Raw genomic sequence first — 19,618 nt, 5'->3', positions numbered from 1 at the left:
AAAATACAAGTAATTACCGAAGTACTTCATGCCACTTAAGCCTCACGATTTGCCAATCATAAGCTTCAACTTTTTTTCTAGCCTTTGTGGTCATTGCTTTAATTGCAGATGGATTATCTATAACTTTTTTTATACTATCAACAAAACTTGTCTTATCATTTGGTGGCACCAACAAACCATCTTCATTATTATTAATTAAGTAAGGTAAACCTCCAACATTAGTTGAGACAACACATAAACCTAAGGCCATTGCCTCAATAACACTTACTGGCATGTTATCAAAATTGGTTGTATTCAAAAAAATGTTAAACTCTTTTGATAGATCAATCCAAGCTTCTTTTGTTAATTTCCCTGTAAAAGTAACCTCTAAGTTAAAATCATTTGCCAACTGTTTAATCTTTTCTACTGATCCATCACTATCAGGCCCAACCATACAAAGCTTTGTTTTAATGTCTTGATCTTTTAATTCTTTAAAAATATGGATTGCTAGACTAGGATTATAAATTTCCGAAAACGATCTCACCCAAAGCAATTTAGCTGAACTATACTCTTTCTCTAAAAAAGGATATTTACTGATTTCAATAGCATTAGGAATGTAAACAACATCAATAAATCCCTGATTTTTAAACTCATCAACTAAATACAATGAAGGTGAAACATTTTTATAAGCATTGTTAAAAATACGAGATGAAAGCCTTGGATTCTGTTTTAACCGATTAGGTAAGTTACCTCCGTGAAGTATAGTAATATATTTTAGCCTGAGTATTCTACAAAGCTGACTTATAATAAAAGCATAATAGAAATTAAGTGTGCTGTAAGTATCAATTAGAACAAAATCTACTTTCCTTGAGAGGGTTAAGCAAGACCAAATCATGTCTAATAATCTAGCAAGCTTATTCGTTTTAGAAGATGAGTAATATACTTCAAAACCTTCTTTTTCTAAAGAAGCTCCCAAAGTATGAATAGCAGATATATTAACTTTCTTGCTTTCTAATTTGTTTCCTACGTAAAGGATTTTTTTCATAAGTTACATTTAATAATGCCAAACCATAAACAAATGCTGGAGCTGCAATACGCATAGAGGAATGGTTTATGGTTGCAAACCAAAAGGCTAGAAAAGCATAAAAGTAATAATTCCTTTTATTTTTAGAACGCAAATCAAACGGTTTAAACAATAATATTACAAGAATAATTACGCCAAACATACCATGTTCGGCTAAAGTTCTACTAACTTCATTATGAGAAGTTACGACTTCACCTTCTGTTTCAATTCGTTGATCTTTAGCTCTACTAGAACCTATTCCAAAAAAAGGATGGGTTATAAAACCTTCAAGTTCATCTTTAAACAGCTCACCTCTACCTGTTGTAATATCCTTTTTATCTCGCCCTAAATGATCTTTATTAGCATAACGTAAATCAATATATCCATCTGTTTGATTAGAACTAATTACCCAGGTAGCCATTAAAGCAAAAGCAAACAATATAGAAATCATTATAATTTCATTTTTCTTTTTTAATGAAACTTTCCCATAATAAAATACAACAAACGCAAGGATTGTAATGATGGCAGTAAGCATACCTCCTCTACTAAAAGTAACTATACCGCGGAAAGTTATAGCAGAAAAAATAACTATATTTAAAACTTTTAATCCAACAGTTGGAGATTTAGTAAACAAACGCACAGCCATAATAAACATCCCTAACCCTAAGATTGTTGAAACTTGATTCGCTCCCCAACCTCCAGAAGTTGTACGGTTTGACCCAGTACCAGACAACACTTCTTTGACACTTGGGTTATAGAAAAAGATATATATTGTTGTTGAAATGATTGGTAATACCATATACAAAAGCAAATCACTAACTTGCTTAAAAGTGACTTTTTTATCATAGCAAAATAAAGCTGAAGCTCCTAAACAAACAGGTCCACTAAGTACAAATGCTATATTAGTCCTAAAGTTAGCATCAAAACTTAAAGTTGTTGACGCCACAAAAATTGATGGTATTAAGAACATTAAATACATAAAATAAGGGTATCCTTTACCAGACAAACCCTTATAAAACAAACCCATTATTACAAATCCTATTACTAAATATTTTCCTGCCTCATAAGATATAGATCCTCTTGTCATTCTAAATAATATTTCGGCGCCAACGAAATACGAACAGGCTTTAAGTACTTCAAAAGTTTTTAAATGATTTGGTGAAATAATAATTCGATAGACGAAAAAAAACAAGACACAAAAAAAATATACTTTTGCTATAGACTCATTAAAATAAATGAGCATTCCCATTAAACAATGAAAAGCAATTGCACTTATGTATGTAATATTAGTTTTCAATATGTTTTAGCTAAAATTTTATATGTGTTCTTTTTAAAAAACTATACGACTTTATGGGATTAAAATAAGAAACTAAGCAAATAATACACTTATTATTAATTAAATATTTTTCTGTAATCGTCTAAAGGAAAGCGGTAGTGATAGCTTTTCCTGAAAACAAATAAAACAAAATGAATAATAAAAACAGGAATAAAAGGCCTAGAAAATCTTAAAAAAGCATCGTAGGTTTTATTAGAATAATTACAAATTAGAAATGGTACTGTGTCTGGATCTAAATAATTTCTTTTAATACTTGAATCTTCAATTGTTTTTAATTCATTAAATGATTTAAATTGAATGGGTTCATTTTTTCTAAATAATTGATATAGTTCTATAACAGACAAAGGAGTTGATGTATTAGAATAAAATAAGATACTATTTGAAACATCAACTAATATCCATTTTTTAAGTTCTGAACTATACACTTCATTAAAAGAATGTCCTCCATATTCTACATTGAAAGGTGCTCGAGTGGTTCCCCATTCTCGAACTGGAATATCATTAATAACACAAAAGTTATTAAAAACTTGAGCCATATCACTACAAACTCCTCCTTTACCTGATAACATAATTTGCAGTGCAGTATCAGAAGGTTCACTTAAACCTGGACCTCCTTTAATTTCGTTATGCAACCAAGCGCTCAAATGCTTAATTAAATTAAAATCATTGGTTGGTTTATAATCTTTTAAGATTCTTTCATTAACCTCTTTAAAATAATCTGGAATGTCTTTTTTGTCGTTTATATAGTTATAGGTATAACCATTAATATCCTCAATATTAGAGTTTTTAGAGAGCAATTTAAAGCGTGCGATATATAAAAATGGGTGTCTTTTAAATACCCAAATTATTTTTTTTAATATCATTAATGAGGATTAATTTTATACGAACGATAAATGTAAAATATTTTTTTATTTAGACCTAATAATTTATGGTTTAACAAAACTTGTAATCGCTAAAAATCAAGATACTAGGTCAAAAAAACAAATGCTTAAGTTAAAAATATAATGAAGCTTAATTTAATAGCTCTTTTAATATTCTATTATTATAGTGTCTGTAAGTAAATTTTGAGAGTTCTTCCTTTTGGCTCTGTATCATCTTAGCATATTGAATATCAGATAAATTCAATACTTTTTTTATCTGTTTAATTAAATTCTCTTTAGTAATAGGAAATATTAAAAACCCATTACCTTCATTTTTTACATAATGACTTATAGAAGAAATATCTGAAACAATTGGTAAACATCCATAGTTCATCGCTTCTGCTATGACCTTAGGAAAACCTTCGGAAGCGGACGGTAAAACAATTGCATGCGATTCTTTATATATTTCATGTACATCATTCCTAGATAAAAATCCGTGAAACTCAAAATTTAAACCACTATCGCCTGCTTTGCTTTTATAGTCATTTAGTCTTTTCCCATAACCAACAACGTTAACCGTATTAATTTTCAATTTTTCTTCATTAGATAAACTTTTAAAAGCCTCAATTAATAACCCAACTCCTTTTTCTTCTTCTAAACGGCCGACAAAACAAAAGTTAATCCCTCCTTTTGAAATTGATTTATTACTTGTCAAAACTACACCTTCATTAATTTCATTTGAAGTTAAACAGGGATTCTCAAAAGTTAAACATTGTTTCGGTTGATTAGGCCATAACCCGTTAATGGTAACCTTTCTTTTTTGATTTTTTAATATCCAACGCTGAAAACTATAGGCTAAAGGTGGTTTTTTTTGATTCCAATTTCCTGCATATTTAAACCATCCTTTTTTAGAACTAAATAGGACTAAATACGGAATAACAAAAACTCCAATTCCTGTTGGTGCTCTAAATTGGAAATAATCTGCCCTTTTAATGGCTTTTTTTATTGTGATTAAAATCTGAGGCGCTTTCCAGATAATAGCCAATTTATCCAAAACTTTCGGTCCACCAACTGCTGGCAAAGCTAGAAATGTTATTTTATTTGAAGTATAAGGTAAAGCACTTGCTGGTGCTGGACTATTATGCAGCATGGCCACATGAACAACCTCATCAAAAACGGAAAGTAAATTATTAATTTCAGTCACAGTAGAACCTAGACCAACAATATTACCATCTGCATTTTTATAATGTTCTGTATGTGAAATTATAACGAGCTTTTTCATGTTAAAAAGGTAATATAACGCTTAATAATATTTGACCAATCGTGTTGTTCTGCCCAAGATTTGGCGCCACTTTGATATGCGTTTTTATTGTTCAATATCTGCTCAATGCCTTTTATAAATTCTGAAGTCTGATTAGAATCAATAAGAACACCTGAAACTCCAGTATTTACAGCGTCTTCAATACCACATCCTTTAGAGCCAATGGCTGGGATTCCAAGTGCATTAGCTTCTAAAATAGCAATCCCAAACCCTTCCACATCTCCTGTTTCGCTCTCACTACTTAGCATCACAAAAACATCAGTTTGTTTAAGTATTTGTTTTAAAACCAGCTCATCTAAGCTACCGTGAAACGTTATATATTCATACACATTTAAAGCTCTTGCTTCTAGTTTAAATGCTTCAGCTTCTGTTGGAATACCAATGCAATGGTAATGTAATTTAGGAAAACGTTTAATGAGTTCTGGTAATTGTTTAATTACATTTAATTGTCCTTTTCTAGAACTTACACGTCCCACAGTTGTTAAAATCGGATTTCCATTTATTGCCAATTCTGGCACATCCTTAGCCTCCCATTTCTTTAAGTCTATACCATTAGGAATAACCTCTACATGTCGTTTTAAATGCGATATTAAATCCTTAGTATAATTAGAAACAGCAATAACTGTATCCATTTTTTTTAAAGCTATATCTATTGATTTTTTTAGCGTAAAGGTCTTAAAATTCACTTCTGTTCCATGTACTACTGCTAAGGTTTTGCATTTATAAAATAAACTACTCAGAGCTACATTCCATAAAGAAAATTTACCTGTTGCAATTACATGAGAGGCTTGTTTTAGGCTTTTGTATGTAACAGCAACACGTTTCACATACATTTTAAATCGAAAATCATATCGTTTAATTCTTATAACCTCAAACGGCAATTCTTTATCAAAAATCATTTCCTCTCCTCCATTCTCAGAGCGCTGATCAGCAATAACTTGAACGCAGAACTTGTTTTTAGAAAGATACAAAGCTAAATTGTAGGCATGATTACCAATACCACCTGGTTGTGGTGGAAATTCGGAAGTAACAATTACTATATTTTTTTTAGTTACACTCACTATAACGTTTCAATTATTGGTCCTTGTTTTATTTTTTTACTTGCTAAATGCCATGATTTATAAACTTGATAAAATACCAATGGAAGCAATAGCACAGTCATTAATACAGCTAAAAATAGTAAGGGTTTGTTTTTTTTATACTGATAGGGAAATATTGATATAGGAACAATACGTAATAAAGCCAATTTAGTTGGTTTATTACCAAAATAACGCCTAAAAAAATAAAGCACGCTAGGAATAGGTCTAGGCGCAAAAAAGTTTGAAGGTCGAAATGCATCCCAACTTCCCATTTCTCTTAAACCTCCAGTTCCTGCTTTAACATCGACACATGAGGCGAACGGATTAGAAATGCTTTTTATATCATTTAAATATAACCTTATTCCAAACTCACCATCTCCCATGCGCTGTTTTTCAAATTGTCGATCAAACAAACCAACAGTTTTAAAAACATCTTTATAAAGCATTGCATTACCTGTTGCAAACTGTGAAGCTATTGCAAAAAACGAACGCTCCTTAGGAATACTCTGTCCTTCTGGATAGAAAACACCTGCAGATACTTGAGCCTTAAAGAAATCTATCCCTTTTAAGTGTAAAGAAATCCAATCTGGTTTTATACGCACATCATCTTCAGATAGTGCAATAAAATCTCCTTTAGAATTTTTAATCGCTGTATTTCGAGCTAACCACAAGGCTTTTTCTTCTTGGCGGATTAAATTAATGTCAAGATTAAACTCATCATAAAATTCTGCTCTAAAAGGTTGAGATTGATCAACAACAATAACTTCAAAATTAGTGTATTCTTGCAACTCTAAATCTTTTAAAACATCCTTTAAATAATCATAACGATTTAACGTTGGAATCACAACGCTTACTTTAGGTGCTTTTGAAATTAAATCGGAATTAAAGCGTTCCCAATGGTTATATTTTATAGGATTTTCTCCACTAACAACTCTTCTTACTTGGCGTGTTTTCAGATAAGCAGCAAGCTCTTTTATTGGATTTTTAAATGACAGTAGACGAAACAATAAGACATAAAAAACCCAAGCTTTATGAAAATACTTTCTTAAAAAGTGATAATTATCTTGGACAGGTACCTTTTCAAAATTAGCATACGTTTCTGCCTTTCCTATATAGCCTTTTTGAATGGCTTGCCATGACATATCATAAGATTGAGCTAATTCAGATTGGTAACTTACGTCACGTTTAAGTTCGCAAACAATATCCTCAGACAAGGCCTCAAGTTTAGGAAAAATGTAATATCCAGCTTTTGTTTTTAGTTGGAAATAATGCGTTGACTGTAAATATTTTAAAAAACTAAATGGCATTAAATTGATTTTGGAAGTGGTGCATTTTGTTTAATCCCTTTTAAATATTCAGGATAGGACTTCTCTTTAGGCAATAATAAAAGGTGGCATTTGCCTCTATTTTTAATAGGTTCAGCATTAGTAAGCAATTCACCAGTTTTTGGATACCAAACAGAGTAATTCATTTCAGAAGACCAATCAATCATAAACTGTCCTGCCTTTTCCATACCTAAGTTTTCAACTTTATGCATCTCGATAAAAAAACTACATTTAGTCTCTTGAGCTAATTTTTTCGCTGATTCCATAACAATAGTTTCAGCACCTTCAACATCAATCTTTACTAAATCTGGTTTTATATTATAAAACGTATATAAGTAATCTAAGGTTACTGTTTTAACTTCAATAAATAAATTTTTAGCAGCAGCTGTCTTAGCGTGAGAAGCGTGCATACTTCCAGCCGCTTTAGACCCAATAGTGTACAATTTGATTGTTTCATCAATAGTATTTCCAACAAATGCAGCAATGTATTGAGCTTTACTTCCTAAGCCATTCTCTATAAGGTTTATTGCTGCTTTTTGTAAAGCCTTAGGATTTGGATCAACCAGAATAATTTGTCTGTTAGGATCCTGTATTAAAGCTAAAGTTGCGGTATAACCAACATTACATCCAATATCAAAAATAATATCATGATGTTTTGACAAATAAAACCACCATGTATCATCTTGGTCTATTTTTTGTCTTAAAGATCGTTTTACTACCTTTAATGGAACACCACAAAGTTCCATATCAACTAATTTAAACGATTCTTTTTTTATAAAAAATGAAAAATAATTGATGATTTTTTTGAAATTCATTCAAATATTGAATTTAAGACATTTAAAAAACTGACTAGTCGTCAAATTAATTTATAATAGTTATGGTTGAAAGATAGGGATTTTCTTTTAATCCTATTGTACCTTTTTTTTGAATTAAAAGGCTTTTAGAAATGTCTTCGAAAGAATGGCCAGCTTGTTATTTATTTATAATACTAAGGAAGTCGTTAAAAATAATGTGCTTATCAAAGTTTTCAATGTATAATTGTTGAAGTTCACTTTTTGTTAACCCTTCATTATTAAAATAAGGTAAAAGTTTCTCTTGAAGTTCTTCTGAAGATTCAGGGTTAAATGTAAACTTTGAGGTATTATACTTTTCATTATCAATAAAATACAAAGCACCGAACTGCGAAGACACTATAACTGGTGTGTTCATTGATATGGCTTCAATAAAGACCAAGCCAAATGCTTCATGTAAACTAGGTAATATAATGACATCTAAATCCTTGTAGAATGCAATCATGTCATTTGCTGAAATGTGTTTTAAAAAAGTGATGTCATTTGTCAGTTTTAAATTTTCAGTTAACTGTTCAAGATTTGAGCGTTCTTCACCATCACCAGCAAAATAGAGGTGAAACTTAAAATCGTATTTTTCCTTTATACCACCTAAAGCTTGAATAACTACAGCTTGGTTTTTGTGTTTAACTATACGACCTGGACAACCAATTTTTAAGCCTTCAAAATTCGTTTTACTGATTAAATCAGAATCAGAAGTTGTAAGTTCAGAAATATTACTCCAAAACGGCAAGTCTTTTAATTTTAATTCTGGCACTTTATAAATTTCATGTAACTCTTCCTTTGTTAAGAGAGAATTGGCAATTACAGTATCTGCTAATTTTAGAAATTGTTTTTTAATAAAAACATCTACTTTACTAGGCTCCATTTGTTCATTTAAAGAATGAAACCAAGCCATATTTTTTTTTACCCCGAATAGTTTACCAAATAATAATGCAGGATTGACATAACTAAAATTAGATAGAACGACATCTGGTTTGACACGCTTTATAATCTTGTAAATATGAAAATAGTTAGAAATATATCCACCCTGTTTGGAAATACAGACTTCTACATCATTTTTAATAAAAGTCTTTTTTGCTCCTTTTAATGAAAAGTTAACAACCTCATGACCTTTTTCTGCCAATTTGGTTGATAATTCAAAAAAGAAACTAGATAAATAACCTTTATTATATGTATATAGTAATAATATTTTCAAAAGATAAAATTTAGTATTTCTTTTTAAAGTTCCAATAAAAAGATCTTAAATCACGATATATCTTATAATTAGGTAACTTCCGTTTTTTATTATTTCTAGCATGCGGAAAATCTTCATTAGGAACATCATTTATATTCAAGAATTCACATAGTGTTTGATAATTAAAATTATAACCTTGTTTCATGACTATAAAATTATCCTTTTCCTTAAAAAAGGCTTGCACATCTTTATTATGCTGGTCGTAAATTGAAATATAAACATCTTCATAACCTTCAGCACATGGGACATTATATATTTTTTTATGTAATGGAATACGAATACTTGCAAAGTATTTAACCACACTATTAATCCACTTATCAGTATCCCTAATTGTTAAAATAAATTTTGCGTCAGGATAGAGTTCATAAAGCTCTTTATAAAAAAGTGGCCAAGGCATGTCTTGTACAACATCCCAAGATTCAAGTGTTTTTTTGATATATTGTTTTAAGTCTTCCTTGTTTTGAAATTTCAGTAAGTTTTTATCTCCACCATACACCCTATAACCCAGAAATTGCAATGCGTGTTCTAAAGACGTTGTGCCTGTTTTTTGAAATCCTATAACAAATACTTTTTGTTTCATTTTTTTAAACCCTTTTAAATGACACCATTCTTCCTAAAAAAAATAACAATTTTTCTCCAATTCTCTTTACCAATAATAGAACTTATCTTTTTTTTCAATTGATTAGTTATCTTATACCTTAATGTTTGAGCATTTTTTGACCTTTCTTTATTGACATGTGGCTTTTTAACCAACTGGCCTAACATATTAGTTGGCAAGTCTTCATCTAAAAAATCACATAATTCTTGCCATTCAAAAGTTTTTATTGATATTGATAAAAATCGTTCTGGATACTTAGCTGCATATGTATTCAAAGTTTCATAATAGGTATCAAAATAATTTAAAAACTGAGGTTTATTTTTCAACTCTTTAGAAATTTTAAAAAAAGGATATGAGAGGTATCGTTCTTGTTTACGACCATAAGATTCATAAAAACTCTTCCACCAAGATTCTTTTTCTCGATTTAAAATAATATACTTAACCTTATCATTATCTAAAAATTTATCCCATTCAAAACACCATGGAAAATCTTGAAATCCATCAAACTCATTAAATTTTTTATTTAAAAATGGGAGGTCACCAATCTTGTAATTAGCATCAGGACCAGTAACTTTATAGTTTAACATTCTAAGCATAACGGCTAAAGTTGAAGTGCCTGTTTTGGGCAAACCTACCACTATGACTTTATGTTTCTTTTTGGACAAGTTACTCGATTATTATAAGTTATAGCAAATAAGCAGCTATTTCCTCTTTAGTAATACAATAATAGATATAATGAATTAAAAAACCACAATATTTTTATAAAAGGTCTTTAAGGAAGTATTGCTCCTAATCTTTTTTATAAAAATCGACAAAGGCTTGTTTTTGTTTTTTTAAGTTAAACTCCTCTTTCACTCTAGCGATAGCACGAACTCTAATCTTATTTTTTTCTTCTGGAGATAGATTAATAACTTCAATAATTTTATGAGCTAATAATTCTGGACTTCTTTTTGGTACAACCCAACCTGTTTCATTGTTTAACACATTTTCACTCAATCCTTCAGCATCAGATACTACAGTTAACAAACCCATGGCTTGAGCTTCAATTACAGCATTACAAAAACCTTCTTGAATACTATATTGCAAATAAATATCGGCTTGTTCTAATTGACTTTTCACATCATCATGAGACAGTGCTCCTGTAAAAGTGACATTCTCTTCAATTTCTAATTGATGAGCGGCAAATACTAATCTTTCTAATTGAGCACCTTCTCCAATAATTGTATACTGAAACTTTACTCCTGCAAGTTTAAGACACTTTAACGCTTCTAAACTATATTCTAGCCCTTTTTTCCAGTGCAATCTAGCTACAGAAACTAATTGAATAACAGCACTATCCTCTCTGTTTTTATTTTGGGTTTGAAAGAAGGTAACATCAATTGCGGGAGTAATAACTTTAATGGTGTCTTTAGAGATTTCATAATCTATTAGAGTCTGTTTCATCTCTTGAGATAACACGTGATATTTTACTTTTTTAGTAAATAGTGACTTATAGCAATCTTTATGTCTTAAAGGCGACAGATACAAATCAAAACCTCTAAAGCTAACAGCCATTTTAGCATTCATAACTTGAGCTACATTTTCTCTATCTATGGCTAACATACCAAAGCCAAAATGCAACCAATCTATATTTTCATTTAGAAAAAACTGATTAAGAATAAGGTTCTTCACTCTTTTTTTAAGAGCTACACCATCTTTTTTATCTAGTTGAAATAGTTTTAAACTCCGTTTAGGATTAACAAATACGGCTTTTAAAAGAGCGAAAAGGCTATTGATTATCGTTTTAAGTTTTCCTTCGTTAAATACTGAAGCTGCAACAATCTTACAAGGAAAATTAATATCGTCTTTATTAAAATAATCTACAAAAAGAATAACTTCAAAACCATTTTCTTGAAGTCCCTTTATTTTATTTCTAAAAAAAGTTTCAGAATACCGTGGAACCGAATACAATACAATTCCGATAGTAGATTTATGTTGTTTTTTTTTAGCCATCGAAATCTAATTAGCTTTTGTATAGTTTCAACATGTTATCAACCATTTGCTTTTCACTATGATTCTTTCTTATATTTTTTTTAGCATTAGCGACTATGAGATTTTTATTTTCTTGAGTAGCATTCGAGATCTCTAAAATTTTATTCGCCATTTTTTTGGAATCTCGAATAGGTGTTAAAAACCCATCAACACCATCTGTAATGACTTCTCTAACTCCACCACAATTGGTAGTTAAAACCATTGTTCCGAGTGCCATTGCTTCTAATACAACATTTGCGATTCCTTCTTTAACACTTGGCAATAGTAATAAATCTGAAGATTGAATATTCTGTTTGACATCTTCAAATGACATTTGTGGTAAGAGTGTTACTTCGCTTTTTAAATTTAAATCATGAATCTGATAGAGTAATTCTATATCATCGTCACATCCAACTATAGTATATTTAAACTTTAGATTGTTTTGCTTTAAAATTTTACACGCATCAAGTGCATAAGTATACCCTTTTACCCAATGTGGTCTTCCAATAGATATAATTTGGAAAACATCGTCTAGTTTTTCATCAAGAGCAAGGTCTGCTTTAATATCTAATCCACTATAAACCACTTTTATTTTATCTTGTGGTGCATTGTATTGATTGGCTTCAGTAGCAATGGCTTTTGAAACCGCATGAAACACATCTACTTTAGGGAAATGTTCACGATACATATTTGCTAATTGTAAATCGGCTACAGGTGAATAATTAATATGTGCGCCTCTTAAACCAAGAACTAATTTGATATTAAATTGTTTAACCCAAATCCAATCTTTTAATCCTTTTGCCCATTGCAAATGAAATACATCTGGCTTATGCCATAACACTGGATAGCATTTCACTTTATGATGTAATGCGTTTTGTGATTGTTGTTTTAGAATTTCATCTAAAGCCCTTTTTTCTTTATGTTTAAATAGATAAAGCAAAGAGCTATACTTTAACAAATGCATAGCTTTGCTAAATTTTGTGTTTCGATAGGTAATTACTGAAACATATTTGTTGTAACTCACATTACGTTTTAAAAACCCAAAAAGATAGACATGATTACCAGTATTAGAGATGCCTTTAATAAGTCGTTCTATAAATATTGTGCTTGGAATATCTCCTGAATAAATAGCTATTTTAAGTTTATTATTCATCTAAAGAACTAATATAATTGGATTTAAATGTATTGGCAAATTGAATACTTGAAATATACCTTCCATTATTATTAACATGCTTTTCGTCGAAAAAGAACATTTCATTTTTTAACAGATTACTATGGTTTATTATCGTAAAACCTGTTGTTTCTGTAACCACTTTTTTAGTTTGCATAGGAGAAAAATAACAAATTAGTTTTATGTTATGTAATTCACACAACGCCTTAATTTTATTCGCATAAGGATTTTTAAAGTCAATAGGCAGCATTTTAGTATTTACAATAGGCTTATCTATACTGTTATTTATAGGGTAATTATAGTTGCCTTTATCATCAAATCTATTTCTCTTTTTTGGTGTAACCACTGTCAATAATGAAGGATAAAATAATTCAGCATTAAAATAGGAAACACCTAGCATTGGCACCCATTTAGACCAGTGAAGCAATGGTGCTGGCTGTTTAGAAAACGCTTTGTAATAATCGGATACATAGTCACTGTTAATGAATGGTAAAAAGCGATAGTCATTACCACTTATTTCATTGTTATCAACCTCAAAACTAGTTGCACTTGGTGCTAGTATGCAAAATTTAGCCGACTTACCTTGTGCCAAAAAATGTTGCAACATTAAATACTGACTTGACAAAGCGGTATCATCCATAGCTAAGTTTAGTCCATTAGTTTGCAATACCGAATCTATAGTTTTAGTATTTAAAGTTGTTAATCCAGTACTTGCCCCAAGTATTATATAATCAAATTGTTTTTCTTTTATATCATTCACTAAAAAAGAAGGTTTATAAAATGAAGATTGGCGTAATGACCACAAACTTCCTATAGAAATAATCATAGAAACACTTATGAATATTAAGGTAATAAAGCCTATTCTTTTTAAAAATAATTGCATACTTAAAATTGAAAATAAATAAACTCAGATGGATTTTTAAACACTCCCATTAAACAAATAATAATTGCAATAATTACAGCTGTATACTTTGACAGCACAACTTCTTTTTTATTTTTTTGTACAGCCAAAAATTCAAATAAGAGCAAGATAAGAATACTGAATACAATTATTGCACTAAACAATAAAGTTTTAGAACTCTTAAAAAACACATTCAATGAATTACCATTAAAACTAAAGATCTCAACGATAAACTCATACGCTATAGTAACGCTATCTGCTCTAAAAAATATCCAAGCAAATGTGACTAACACAAATGTTATTAATAGTTTAGGAAATTGTTGAATTGAAATTCTAGTAGAATTTACATAAGTTCTATTCTTTTGAGCGAGAAGTAATGGTAAAAACAATACTGCATGAAGTGCTCCCCAAATAATGAATGTCCAGTTTGCACCATGCCAAAAACCACTAACTAAAAATACAATTAGCACGTTTCTTAAGCTTTGTACTTTAGTGCCTTTAGAACCTCCTAGTGGTATGTATAAATAGTCTCTAAACCAAGTAGATAAAGAGATGTGCCATCGTCTCCAAAACTCTGCTATATCTCTTGAAAAATAAGGAAAAGAAAAATTAGTCATTAATGAAAAACCAAACAGACGAGCAATACCAATTGCAATATCTGAATACCCAGAAAAATCACCATAAATTTGAAACGCAAAAAGCACAGCGCCTAAAAACAATTCCATTGAAGAATGCCCAGAAGTCCCATTAAATATTTGATTAACAAAAAAGGCGCAATTATCTGCAACAACAACTTTCTTAAATAAGCCCCAAATAATTAAATAAAATCCACTAATGGCAAACTCACTGTTAAACACGCGTTTCTTATTAAACTGAGGCAATAAATGTGAGGCGCGTTCAATTGGCCCAGCGACTAGCTGAGGGAAGAATGACACAAAAGCTGCAAATTGAATTAAACTATCTGTAGGTTCTATTTTATTTCTATAAATATCAATGGTGTAGCTTAGTGTTTGAAAAGTATAAAATGAAATTCCTACAGGCAATATAATATTAAGTGTAGATGTTTGCATGTTAATTCCTAAAAACTGCCAAGCATCTACCCAACTTTCAATAAAAAAATTAAAATATTTAAAAAAGGCTAAGATTCCTAAATTAAAAACCAAACTAAGCATTAATAACCCTTTACGCTGCTTTTGATCTTTTTGTTTTTTAAGCTGTTTAGCGACTATAAAATCGACAAGTGTACTTAAAGCTATTAATGCTAAAAATCTGTAATCCCACCACGCATAGAACAGATAACTAGCACATACAATAAATAAGTTTTGTAGTTTTAAATGAGATTTAAAAACAAACCAATATATTACAAATACAATGGGTAAAAATATGGCAAAGTCCAAAGAATTAAATAACATATTATTGGTTTTGCAAGGTTTTTATTTTTTCAGCTAAATCTATTGAAAATTGAGCTCCAGAATCAATATCTAAATGATTACCATCTGTATAATCATAATGTTTGTTTTCAGGCATCATGTTAATATAAGAGACTTGGTTTTCAATTGCAATTTTATTCATTTCGTCATTAAAATTTGATTGGAGTTCATTTTCAATTTCTAGCATAGCCTCAATCACTGGTATTCTAACTAAATAGACTTTTCCGTATTGCTTAAGGAAGGTTATGGTCTTAACCAAACTTGCCTTTCTGTATTCGGACATGCCATTAAAACCAATTAGTTTGTTTCTATAGGTTTTCATTTTAGCAGCTGTTCTTTCGGCTTTTGAAATTAAATCAGATTCAATAGTAACATGAAGCCACCCGTTATTTTCAACAAAAAAGGTTTGATAGGCTCCTTTTCTAGTCTTATCTTTTAATATGTTTATATAACCTCCATTGTATGATTCATATAGGTATTCTATATTGGGATTCATGGTAACATATTTTGTGTTTTCTAAAAAGCCTCCTTCTTCAATTATAAATTCTTTTTCATCATTGACACCTTTTCTATAACCTGTAGTCCAAGGGTTGACTTCTAAAATAAACAATCCGTTTATCGTCTGTTCTGAAACTTTTCTTTTTATACTTTCTAAATATATCTCTCCATAAGGAGAACTAGGAATTTGAAATGCATAATTAAAAATATCATCTCGTTGTAAAACTGGATTTAATTCTTGGGGATGTAGCCCTTGAGCAGCTCTAGATGAACCAATAATCATAGCGTTTTGTTTAGGCGTTGTAAACTTAAAATACATTGCATCAGTAGTCCCATCAGCCAAACTAAATATAAAGAATATACTAATTAAAATTAAAAAAGAAAATGCTGTTATTTTAAAAATAATTTGTTTCATATCTAGAACTGAAAATAAATAAATTCTTGTTCTCTACCTCCATATAAAAATATTATCATTACAATTACGTAATAAATTACCCATTGTACAACCTTTGGGTATTTTAACCAAAGTTTTTCAATTGCATATTGCTGTTTACGACCTGTCCATTCAACAATTAAAAACCCTAACAATAAGATAAATATAAATGTTGGTCTAATCTCTGGCAGACTAAACATTGAGCGATTAAAAAGTCTATATATATAATCTGCTGCCTCTGTAATTGTTTCAGCCCTAAAGAAAATCCATGCTAGAACAGTTAATAAAAAAGTTAATCCTATTTGAAAAAATTCTTTTACACTTGGAAGTCTGGTATGTTGTGCAACAACATCTGTATTTACCCTGTTTTTTTTCATCAGTAATAGTGGCAAAAAATAGAGTGCATTTAAAGCGCCCCAGATAATAAAAGTCCAATTTGCTCCATGCCAAAAACCGCTTACAATAAAAATAATAAATACATTTCTAATTTGATTCCATCGGCTTCCTCGTGATCCACCTAAAGGAATGTACACATAGTCTCTAAACCATGTAGAAAGTGACATGTGCCAACGCCTCCAAAACTCTGCAATATCTCTTGAGAAATATGGAAAAGCAAAATTCTGCTTAAGATTAAAACCAAACAATCGAGAGATACCTATAGCAATATCGCTATACCCTGAAAAATCACCATAAATTTGAAATGCAAAAAATACAGCACCTAAAAACAAAGTACTTGCAGAATAATCTGTATAGTTGCTGAAAATAATATTCACAGTTTTCGCACAATTATCTGCAATCACAACCTTTTTAAAAAATCCCCAAAGTATTTGTCGCAATCCATCAACAGCATGGTGATACTTAAATTCTCTATGCTTATAAAATTGAGGAAGTAAATTTGTGGCACGTTCTATTGGTCCAGCAACTAATTGTGGGAAGAACGATACAAATGCAGCAAAGGAAATAAAATCTGTCGTGGGCTCTAGTTTCCGTTTATAAACATCTATTGAATAACTTAATGTTTGAAACGTATAAAAGCTTATTCCTACAGGTAAAATAATATTCAATGAATTGAGCTGAATATCGTTACCAAAAAAAGTAAAAGCAGTGATAAAGTTATCAATGAAAAAATTATAGTATTTAAAAAACCCTAAGAGACTAATATTAACTACAACACTTGTATATAACAAGAGCTTACGTTTAAAATCGTCTGTAGTTTTCCTTAAATAATTACCTACAGAAAAATCAACTAATGTACTAAAAACGATAAGTGCAAGAAACCTATAATCCCACCAGCCATAAAACAAATAACTAGCAAGAACTATTAATAAATTTTGAAATTTAAGAGCTTGTTTATTTAATAACCAATAAAGCGCAAAAACTATGGGTAAAAAGACCGCAAAATCTATGGAATTAAATAGCATATAGAATTAGTTAGTTATCAAACCATTTAGAATAAACTTCTTTTTTTACAAGTGAATCAAATCCCTGAAACTCCATTTTAAAAAAATCATCTAAAAACTTTACTGTTCCTTTTGAAGGCGTAAATGTATTGCTACTTTTTAACGGATTGATTTTTTTATGTAATGTATTAATTAAACGAAAACGCAAAGGCATTTGTTTTTGAAAAGCAGGCTGAACTGGCAAAAAATTAGAGTACTTATAATCGCTCTCTTTTCTAAGTAAACGGTTTCTAAAAAGCTGTAAATTAACATATTTAGGTAGTTTCGTTTTATTAGAATGTGTATTAAAAACAGATTTGTCAAATTTACTAAAATCGACTTCTAAAAAGTCGCATATCTCTTTAATACATTCTTCTTTGTTTTGAAGTAAATCCTCAAATAATACAACTTTGATTCTATGAAATGGAATATATTTATAATACGCTTCTAACTGTTCTTTATAGAGACTTCTTCTAATGATGCTATTTGGATTATAACGTAAGGTATCTTCTAGTGAATAAATAGTTCTTCCTGATTTTAAATAATGTAAATAGTTTGATATACACCTTTGTGTTGGATGTCTTAAAATGAATATTAACTTAATAGGTTTTTCTTGTAATGCAATACGTTTAGCTGCAGCTTCCGAGCTTAAATATGAAGTAGAATCTTCTCCAATTATGCGTGCTTTTTTTTCTATATTTTTAAATTGTGATAGATACCAATTCCATAACACTTCAGGTTGCTTAAACATAGACTGACTTGTCCAGATTTGTTTTTTATCATCATAAAAATTAAAGTCACCATGCTGTAAAATACTATCTATATCAAAAAAGCCAAGTTCATCATGAGCTATTGCTATATCTGGATGAGCGTGTAAAATGGCGTGTAAACTTGTGGTACCAGATTTCATTGCTCCACCAATAATAAAGTCTGGCAAGGCTTCTGGCTGTTTAGATGTCCATAAGTTATTTAAAACTTCCATTCTACTTTATAATCTTTAAATACAGTTCTTCATGATTTTTTAAAAATTCTTGAATAGAAAACTCTTTAACAACTTGATTGCGCATAGCTTCTGCTAATGATTTCCTTTCGTTTTCAGGCATTTCCTTCACAAACTTTATTCTATCTGCTAGTGCTTCAATATCACTTGCGGCGAATAAACACTGAGGAAATGTTTTCAAAATATCTTTTACTCCTGAAACATTAGAGCCAAGCACAATACATTCTGTCGCCATTGCTTCTAGTGGTGCATTTGGTATGCCTTCTCTACGTCCTTCATCTTTTGTTGGAATAACAAATAAATCAGCTAAAGCTAGATATGGTCTTACTTCTAATTGCTTACCAGCAAATACAAAATTAGTGTTATTGCTATAGCGTGCTTTTAAATCTTGACCATATTCATTCTGGTCATTACCAACAATTAACACTTTAATTTGATCGTCATTCAAGGCTTTTACAGCTTCAAAAAGAATTTCAATGCCTTTTACAGCAACCATATTAGCAATTGATAATATCACAAAATCGTCGTTTTTAAAGTATGTTTCTTTTGTGGTTTCTGATTTATGGGCAAAGGGTTTATAATAATTGGTATCAATAGCCAAAGGGAACTTCTCAGTTTTAGGCAACATATTATATAAATATTGATCAATTATATCTTCATTAACAGCGATAACCTTTGTACTTAGTTTAGATCTCCATGTCCAATATTTTTTTCCCCATCCCATTGCTTTTTTAGTATATACATAAGGGATTCCTGCTAATTTAGCTGCAAGCGGCTCAGAAATATCTGAGCTCCAATGCCAAGAATGAATTAAATCGAATTGATTCGTTTTAAAAAACTTACGAATTTTTAAAACTCTAGATAAAAAGGTTAGCCGAGGCGTATATGGTGCAGTGAATGGAAAAAGGTGAATTTTAACCCCAAGTTTTTCCACTTCTTTATAAAAAGCGCCTTTACTATGGAAACAACATATCTCAGGCTCAAAAACGGTTCGATCTAAACCTTTTACTAAATCATATACAGATTTTCCGCTTCCAGCAGTATTAAAATTGGGAATAGTATATAAAACCTTTATTTTTTTAGCCATATA

At 30.2% G+C, this 19,618-nt stretch carries 18 protein-coding genes; all 18 read right to left on the bottom strand.

All coding sequences use genetic code 11. The features are described from left to right. Positions 1–13: 13 nt before the first annotated feature. Positions 14–1,024: a glycosyltransferase family 4 protein gene (locus ACFS5M_RS06665; protein ID WP_183487042.1), complete on the bottom strand. Its 1,011-nt coding sequence runs from the start codon at positions 1,022–1,024 to the stop codon at positions 14–16. Further along, positions 975–2,129: an O-antigen ligase family protein gene (locus tag ACFS5M_RS06660; protein WP_379898276.1), complete on the bottom strand. Its 1,155-nt coding sequence runs from the start codon at positions 2,127–2,129 to the stop codon at positions 975–977. The genes ACFS5M_RS06665 and ACFS5M_RS06660 overlap by 50 nt, the downstream gene beginning before the upstream one ends. Before the next feature lie 305 nt (positions 2,130–2,434). Next, positions 2,435–3,241, bottom strand: a complete 807-nt coding sequence (locus tag ACFS5M_RS06655) for a transglutaminase-like domain-containing protein (protein ID WP_183487040.1) — start codon at positions 3,239–3,241, stop codon at positions 2,435–2,437. A gap of 148 nt (positions 3,242–3,389) precedes the next feature. Next, positions 3,390–4,520: a glycosyltransferase gene (locus ACFS5M_RS06650; RefSeq protein WP_183487037.1), complete on the bottom strand. Its 1,131-nt coding sequence runs from the start codon at positions 4,518–4,520 to the stop codon at positions 3,390–3,392. Further along, positions 4,517–5,620, bottom strand: coding sequence for a glycosyltransferase family 4 protein (locus ACFS5M_RS06645; RefSeq protein WP_183487036.1), 1,104 nt, complete (start codon positions 5,618–5,620; stop codon positions 4,517–4,519). The genes ACFS5M_RS06650 and ACFS5M_RS06645 overlap by 4 nt, the downstream gene beginning before the upstream one ends. Continuing rightward, positions 5,620–6,945, bottom strand: coding sequence for a glycosyltransferase family 2 protein (locus ACFS5M_RS06640; RefSeq protein WP_183487034.1), 1,326 nt, complete (start codon positions 6,943–6,945; stop codon positions 5,620–5,622). Before ACFS5M_RS06640 ends, ACFS5M_RS06645 begins: the two co-directional genes overlap by 1 nt. After that, positions 6,945–7,778: an FkbM family methyltransferase gene (locus ACFS5M_RS06635; RefSeq protein ID WP_183487032.1), complete on the bottom strand. Its 834-nt coding sequence runs from the start codon at positions 7,776–7,778 to the stop codon at positions 6,945–6,947. Before ACFS5M_RS06635 ends, ACFS5M_RS06640 begins: the two co-directional genes overlap by 1 nt. Before the next feature lie 157 nt (positions 7,779–7,935). After that, positions 7,936–9,009, bottom strand: coding sequence for a glycosyltransferase family 4 protein (locus ACFS5M_RS06630; RefSeq protein ID WP_183487030.1), 1,074 nt, complete (start codon positions 9,007–9,009; stop codon positions 7,936–7,938). Positions 9,010–9,019: 10 nt separating this feature from the next. Further along, on the bottom strand, positions 9,020–9,628 hold the full coding sequence (locus ACFS5M_RS06625) for a sulfotransferase family protein (RefSeq protein ID WP_183487028.1): 609 nt from the start codon (positions 9,626–9,628) through the stop codon (positions 9,020–9,022). 14 nt (positions 9,629–9,642) lie between these two features. After that, a complete protein-coding gene (locus ACFS5M_RS06620) occupies positions 9,643–10,311 on the bottom strand; it encodes a sulfotransferase (protein ID WP_183487026.1) in 669 nt (222 codons plus the stop codon). 124 nt (positions 10,312–10,435) lie between these two features. After that, positions 10,436–11,638 (bottom strand): glycosyltransferase family 4 protein, encoded by a 1,203-nt coding sequence (locus ACFS5M_RS06615; RefSeq protein WP_183487024.1) that lies wholly within the window; start codon positions 11,636–11,638, stop codon positions 10,436–10,438. Between the two features lie 10 nt (positions 11,639–11,648). After that, entirely contained in the window at positions 11,649–12,809 is a 1,161-nt protein-coding gene (locus ACFS5M_RS06610) for a glycosyltransferase family 4 protein (protein ID WP_183487022.1), read from the bottom strand. Beyond that, positions 12,802–13,710, bottom strand: coding sequence for a hypothetical protein (locus ACFS5M_RS06605; RefSeq protein ID WP_183487020.1), 909 nt, complete (start codon positions 13,708–13,710; stop codon positions 12,802–12,804). Before ACFS5M_RS06605 ends, ACFS5M_RS06610 begins: the two co-directional genes overlap by 8 nt. Before the next feature lie 2 nt (positions 13,711–13,712). Further along, entirely contained in the window at positions 13,713–15,140 is a 1,428-nt protein-coding gene (locus ACFS5M_RS06600) for an MBOAT family O-acyltransferase (protein ID WP_183487018.1), read from the bottom strand. 1 nt (position 15,141) lies between these two features. Next, positions 15,142–16,071 (bottom strand): hypothetical protein, encoded by a 930-nt coding sequence (locus ACFS5M_RS06595; protein WP_183487016.1) that lies wholly within the window; start codon positions 16,069–16,071, stop codon positions 15,142–15,144. 2 nt (positions 16,072–16,073) lie between these two features. Continuing rightward, positions 16,074–17,510: an MBOAT family O-acyltransferase gene (locus tag ACFS5M_RS06590; protein WP_183487014.1), complete on the bottom strand. Its 1,437-nt coding sequence runs from the start codon at positions 17,508–17,510 to the stop codon at positions 16,074–16,076. A 10-nt stretch (positions 17,511–17,520) separates the two neighbouring features. Continuing rightward, positions 17,521–18,510 (bottom strand): sulfotransferase family protein, encoded by a 990-nt coding sequence (locus ACFS5M_RS06585; RefSeq protein ID WP_183487011.1) that lies wholly within the window; start codon positions 18,508–18,510, stop codon positions 17,521–17,523. Position 18,511: 1 nt separating this feature from the next. After that, positions 18,512–19,615 carry a glycosyltransferase gene (locus ACFS5M_RS06580; RefSeq protein ID WP_183487009.1) on the bottom strand — a complete coding sequence of 368 codons (1,104 nt, stop codon included), beginning with the start codon at positions 19,613–19,615 and terminating at the stop codon, positions 18,512–18,514. Between the last annotated feature and the right edge of the window lie 3 nt (positions 19,616–19,618).

This window comes from Lacinutrix iliipiscaria, assembly GCF_042686125.1.
GTDB lineage: Bacteria > Bacteroidota > Bacteroidia > Flavobacteriales > Flavobacteriaceae > Oceanihabitans > Oceanihabitans iliipiscarium.
The sequence above is the reverse complement of the archived record's forward strand: the minus strand, read 5'-3'. Positions and strand labels throughout refer to the sequence as shown.